Raw genomic sequence first — 6000 nt, 5'->3', positions numbered from 1 at the left:
GCTTTTTTTGACCCGACCCCGCCCCCACCCGCCATGGCTGCCTGACTCGGGGGCTCGGAGATGTGTATACGCGACAGGGCCGGCCCGACGCGGAGCTCGAACGCGCCCGGCTCGGTCTCCCAGCCGCCCCGCCGGCCGCCGGCGGCGGGCCGCCAGTGCCCGAAGGCACGCGGCGCGAGCCGGACCGTGACGGTGACCACCTCCCCGGGGGCCGCGTCGGCCGCGCCGAAGCCGGCCAGCCACAGGGCGGGGCGGTCGACGGCCGAGCGCGAACGGCTCAGGTAGGCCTGGACCACGGCGCGTCCTGGGCGCCCGCCGGTGTTGCGCACGGTGACCCGAATCAGCGCGGGCTCGCCGGCGACGACGGTCTCCGGGACGTCGAGCGCCAGGTACGACCAGGTCGTGTAGCCAAGGCCGTGACCGAACGGGTAGGCCGGAACGGCCACGGGCCCGGCAGCCGCGGCCCGGGAGGCGGCGGACCCCTCGGCCCCGCGGGCACGGCCGGCCCAGCCTCGGTAGCCGACGTGGATGCCCTCGGCGTAGTCGAGGCCTCCGTCGACCGGGGTGACCGACCAGACCGGGCAGTCCTCCTCGCGCGCCGGCCAGGTGGTCGGCAGCCGCCCGCCCGGCTCCGCCCCGCCGAGCAGCACGTCGGCCAGCGCGGCGCCGAACTCCTGACCGGGAAACCAGGAAAGCAGCACGGCGGGCACCTCCTCGCGCCAGGGGAGCAGCACCGGGGCACCCGCGTTGACCACCACGACCGTGCGCGGGTTGGCCGCGGCGACCCGGCGGACCAGGTCGTCCTGTCCCTCCGGCAGGGCGAGGCCGGCGCGGTCGACACCCTCGCTCTCCGCCCGCTCGGACGTGCCGACGACGACCACGGCCACGTCGGCCGAGCCGGCCAGCTCGACCGCGGCGGCGAGCTCCTCGTCAGCCGTCAGCCACGGGTCCTCGCCGAGCAGCGCGAACGCGGCGAACGGCATCCCCGCCGGCAGGTCGTGGCGCAACGTCAGCAGCACCTCCTGGCCAGCGGTCAGGTCGAGGCCGCCGGTCCAGACCGGCGGGCGCAGGAAGCCGGCGACGACGTCGCCGTCGGCGGGGGTGAGCACGCCGTCGAACAGGGCGGTCTGGGCCTCGCCGGCCCCGCCGACGCGGGCCGACAGCGCGAACCCGCCAGTACCGGCGAAGCCGACCGGGTGGTGACCGGTGACCCGCGCGGTCAGCAGCGCCGAGACCTCGATCCGCGCGGCGCCGGCGAGCGCCGGGTCGCCGAAGTAGAGCAGGCTGGCGGACAGGCGGTGCTCGGCGCGCAACTGCCGGCCCTGCTCGTCGAGGTAGCTGACCCGCAGGCCGGGCTCGCCGGTCCGTGGGTCGCGCGCGTCGGCCATCGACAGGGGCGCGGGCCAGGGCTGGCCGCGCACCCCGGTGGCGGTGACCACCTCGACATCGCCGCCGAGCGCGGCGCGCAGCCCGTCGGCCGGGCCGACGAGGTGCGGCGGGCAGACGGTCGCGCTCCCACCGCCCTGCGCGCGGGGCAGCGTGGCGTTCGGGCCGATCACCGCGATCCGCCTCGGCCGGCCGGTGGCGCCGGCCGCGTCGGTGGCACCGATGTTGTCGGTCGCGTCGTTGTTGTCGGTGGCGTCGGCGCGGGACGCGTCCAGGCCGGCGAGCGGGAGCAGCCCGTCCTCGTTGCGCAGCAGCACCATCCCGGCCGCGGCCGCCGCGCGCAGCAGGCGGCGCGCGTACGGGCCCGCGGGGTCGCTGCCCGCGTCGGCGCCGCCGGCCGGCCCGGCGGGCACAGGTGCGTCGCCGGCCCGCGCGGCGGGAACCGCGCCGGCCGGCGGGGCCGACGCCGACGGCCCCTTGAGGGCGCCGACCCTCGCCGCGAGGCGCAACAGGCGGCGAGCCTTGTCCTCGACGACCTCGGCCGGAACCTGCCCCGCCCGGACGGCGGCGACCAGGGCGGGGCCCCAGGGGCCGAGCGGGCCGGGCATCACCAGGTCCAACCCGGCCAGCGCGGACGGGACCGTCGAACGAGTGGCGATCCAGTCCGAGACCACCAGCCCGTCGAACCCCCACTCGTCCTGGAGCGGGTCGCGCAGCAGCGGGTTTTCGGTCATGGTCACGCCGCCCACGCTGTTGTACGCGGCCATCACGGCCCAGGCCCGGTGCTCGGTCACCAGCGCTTCGAACGGCGCCAGGTAGACCTCGCGCAGCGCGCGCTCGTCCACCCGGGCGTCGACGGTGAACCGGTCGGTCTCGGACTCGTTCGCGACGTAGTGCTTCACCGTCGCCGCGACGCCGCCCGCCTGCAGGCCCGCCACCAGCGCGCCGGCCATCCGGGCGGTCAGCAGCGGGTCCTCGGACAGGCACTCGAAGTGCCGGCCGCCCAGCGGGCTGCGGTGCAGGTTGACGGTCGGGCCGAGCACGACGTCGACGCCCTTCGCGCGTGCCTGCGCGGCGAGCAGCCCGCCCACGCGGCGCAGCAGCGCCTCGTCCCAGGTCGCGGCGAGCGCCGACGGGCAGGGCAGGCAGGCCGACGGCTCGCGTTCGTCGGCCCGCTCGCCGCGCACGCCCGCCGGTCCGTCGGAGAGCACCACCGAACGCAGCCCGATGCCGGGGGCCGGCCGGGTCCGCCAGAACGAGGCGCCGGTCAGCAGACGGATCCGGTCGGCCAGGTCCAGCCCGGCAAGCGCCTCGGCCACTCGCCGCTCGATCTCGTCCGCGGTCACGCCGGCCAGATCGGCCGGTTCCCGCGCGTCGGCGTTCCTCACGGCCGCGTCCGCCGCGTCCGGACCCGCCGGCCCCAGGTCCAGCCCGCGCCCCAGGTCCACCGCCTGGTCCACGTCCACCGCCTGGTCCACGTCCACTGCCTGGTCGATGTCCACCGCGCACGCTCCCAGCGGACCGTCCGGCCACCACCGTGGCGGGCCGAGGTACCACGGAGCACGTTCCAACCCGGCCCGTGCCGCCGTCAACATCATGCGGCGCCGGGCCGCGGCGGGCCGGTGGGGACCGCCGACGGCGGTGCCCGGCGACCGTGCTCGGCGACCGTGCCCGAGGGCGGCGACACGGACCCGGCGCCACCCTTCCATGCTCCCTTTACGGAAGGGTAAGGTCTGGCCTCGCTACTACATGTACAGCCGAATAGCAGACGCCGATCCGGGGGACGACGAGCCGATGTCCGCGGGCACGCTAGGCCCGGCCGTTCGGGCGACCAGGCGCGGGCATCGCGGCGCGGCCGGTCGACGGCACGGCCCTCGCGAGGGTGGCGCGCCACGCCCGCAGGGCAAGACTGTCGGGCACGTGGGTATCCGCGAAGCGCAGCGTCTCGCCGGCGGCGACGGGACGCTGCACGGTCGAGCCCGCCAGCAGGGCGATCGGGACGTGGTCCGGCTCGTCGACGATCGCGACCGCCTCGCCCCGTACCTGGAACCCCCCGACCGCGGTCCTGATCCGCTCGCCGGCCGCCAGCGGGCGCTTCGCGACGGCCGCGACGCTGACCCGTGGGCGCGGGCCGTTGTTGAGGGTGACCAGGTCGCCGCGCAGCAGCCGGTCGATGGTGAGCGGGATCTCCAGGTTGCACAGATGGAACGGACGTTCCAGCAGGACATACGGCGAGTCACCGAGGCGGACCTTGTAGTAACGCAGGAACTCCTCGAACTCCTCGTCGTAGGTGGCGACGACGAACACCCCGGGGCTGCCGCGCTCGGGCAGCACGTAGTCGCTGATCGGGGCGCCGCGGCCCGCCGCGGCCTCGGCCAGCGCGAGGGCGCCGGTCGGCACCGTGTCAGTACGCGGGCCGAGCAGGCCCCGGCGGGCGATCGTGGCGCCCAGACCGTTGGCGACCAGGGCCTGCTCGATCTGCAGCTTGGTGCCGTCGGTGAACGAGGTGACCTGGGTGAGCGAGATGCCCTGGCGTCGCGCCCAGTAGTCCATCTCGTCAGGCGTCGGGTTGTGGTTCAGGAAGCCCTTGATGTTGCCGTACACCAGCGGCGTGAGACCCATCTGCCTGGCCTCGTGGGCCAGCAGCGCGATGGTGCCTGGCTGGTCACCCTGCGCCTCGACGAGGACGCCCAGGCCCGCCAGGTAGGAGCCGGCCGTCACCTGCAGCTCGGCGTCCATCGTGATGACGGGCAGCCGGGACTCCAGGACGCTGGCCGCGACCGAGGTCCCGTGGACCGCGTCGCCGGTCGTGATCACGACCACGTCGGAGTGCGCGATCAGCCGGTCCAGGGAGTGAGTGACCCGGCCTTCCCAGGGCCCGGCGGCCTCGTCGAGCGGGCGCCGGGTGAGCACGCAGGAAAGGCGCAGCCTGGGCGAGCGGCGCAGCACGTGCGCGAGGCCACGCGCCATGTAGCCGGTCCCGACGATGCCGACCCGGACGTCGCCCGAGGAGCCCGACGTCGCCAGAGGGGCCTGCCGTGGCAGGGCCCCCGGGAGCGTACCGACCCGCCGCCGGCCCCCAAGCGGGCGCTTGGCCAGGTCGACATTCGACGTCACGTCGATGGCGGTCATATTGATCGCGCCCGTGTTGATACTCGCGGTCATGTCGCTACTCGCAGTCATGTGAGCATAACCAGTGGGCCCTCCCCCGTGGGTGCGGGGACGAACTCGCCCCGGTCGGGAGCGAAGTACCGCCGGCCGTCGGCACCCGCGCCGTGGCCGGTTCCGTCTGGCCGCGCCGCCCCCGCGCCGGTGGGCCGCGGTGGTGACGGCTTGGCGCGCGGCGTGACGTCGGACAGCTCGCGGACGCTCCGAAGGCGCCCGACGTCGGGGAAGAAGGTGACGGCGCCGGAGCCGTCGGCGCGGGAGCGGGTGATCGAGCGCAGCGCGCCGCCGGAGGTGTCGACGGTCGTCACCCCGCGCGGGTCCGGCCAGCCGTCCGCGCGCAGCGCCCGGTGGCTGGCGCCGAGCAGCGCCGGCGTCGGCAGCGCGGCGGCCGTGTCGAGGCTCTGCTTCCCCCAGTGGGCGAGGAACGTCCCATCGCCAGCGTTCCACAGCCCGTGGGCGCCGTAGCAGTAGGCCGCCGCGCCGGCGAGCATGGAGACCCAGTAGGCGAACAGCTGGTCGGCGGTGCCGAAGCTGTCGTGGATGCCCTCGTACCAGGGTTCCAGGTTGACGAACGGCCGGCCGGGGAAGCGCCGCGCGACCGTCGCGGGCCATTCCCACAGTCGCGGCCGGCTTTCCGGATGATGCCCGGTCTGCACCGTGACGGCCGCCAGCAGGTCGGAGCGGTCGAGCGCGTCCGCGCTGGTCTCGCCCGGCAGGACGTGCGCGAGCAGGGGCCGTTCGGTGGACGCGGCCAGCGAGACCAGCACCTCGTCCCAGCCGCGGCGGCGGTCGCGGACGGCGGCGGGGCGGCGGCTGCGCAGGTAGCGGCGGCGGACCGGCCGCAGCGCCGTCCGGACGGCGCCGGGCAGCCGGGTGCGGGCCGCGGTGGTGAGCCGGCGCAGGTCGTCGGTGGCGCGGTCCGGCAGCAGGTCGTCCTCGGAACCGATCCAGAGGTTCGTCTCGCCGCTCAGGCAGTAGATCACGTCCAGGTCGTCGAGCCGCTCGACCAGGCTCGCCCACCAGGCCGTGGCTCCGGGGACGCCGAGCCAGGCGAGCTGGTGGCCCCAGCAGCCGTAGACGATCGCGGTCAGCCCCAGGGAGTTCAGGTATTCGATCTTCTCGCGCGCCTGGTCGAGGTAGGCACGGTTGGCCCGGCCGCCCGGGAACCAGGCCGGGCCGGACTCGCCGGCGGCGCTGGGGTTGCCCGGGCCGACCTCCGGCGGGATCCCCACGACGAGCTGGATGGCGGTGAAACCCTGGCCGGCCCGCAGCCGGGCGAGCTCGGCGAACCGGTCGTCGGGCAGGCGGCGGGTGAGCGCGAACCACCACGTGTCCGCCAGGAAGCAGGAGAGGCCCGAGGCCAACCTTCCTGGCGACGACATCACGCTCAGTCAACTCCTGTCACACAGCCGCGGGCCGCCCGGGGTCGGCCATAGCGAACATTCG

3 protein-coding genes are annotated in these 6000 nt (G+C 75.7%); all 3 read right to left on the bottom strand.

Annotated elements, in window-relative coordinates; all coding sequences use genetic code 11:
* A partial coding sequence (locus tag I6A81_RS24975; protein ID WP_407661381.1) for a beta-glucosidase family protein occupies nt 1-2741 on the bottom strand: 2741 nt, incomplete at its 3' end.
* A 454-nt stretch (nt 2742-3195) separates the two neighbouring features.
* A complete protein-coding gene (locus tag I6A81_RS24970) occupies nt 3196-4551 on the bottom strand; it encodes an SAF domain-containing protein (protein ID WP_238430635.1) in 1356 nt (451 codons plus the stop codon).
* A 14-nt stretch (nt 4552-4565) separates the two neighbouring features.
* Nucleotides 4566-5936, bottom strand: a complete 1371-nt coding sequence (locus I6A81_RS24965; protein ID WP_203006572.1) for an apiosidase-like domain-containing protein — start codon at nt 5934-5936, stop codon at nt 4566-4568.
* Between the last annotated feature and the right edge of the window lie 64 nt (nt 5937-6000).

The organism is Frankia nepalensis (assembly GCF_016786325.1).
Classification (GTDB): domain Bacteria; phylum Actinomycetota; class Actinomycetes; order Frankiales; family Frankiaceae; genus Pseudofrankia; species Pseudofrankia nepalensis.
Note: the sequence above shows the minus strand (reverse complement) of the source record. Positions and strands in the feature narration are given on the sequence as shown.

Coding starts and splice junctions, on each gene's coding strand:
- I6A81_RS24970 (WP_238430635.1), bottom strand. CDS start 4,551: ATGACCGCGAGTATCAACACGGGCGCGATCAATATGACCGCCATCGAC.
- I6A81_RS24965 (WP_203006572.1), bottom strand. CDS start 5,936: ATGTCGTCGCCAGGAAGGTTGGCCTCGGGCCTCTCCTGCTTCCTGGCG.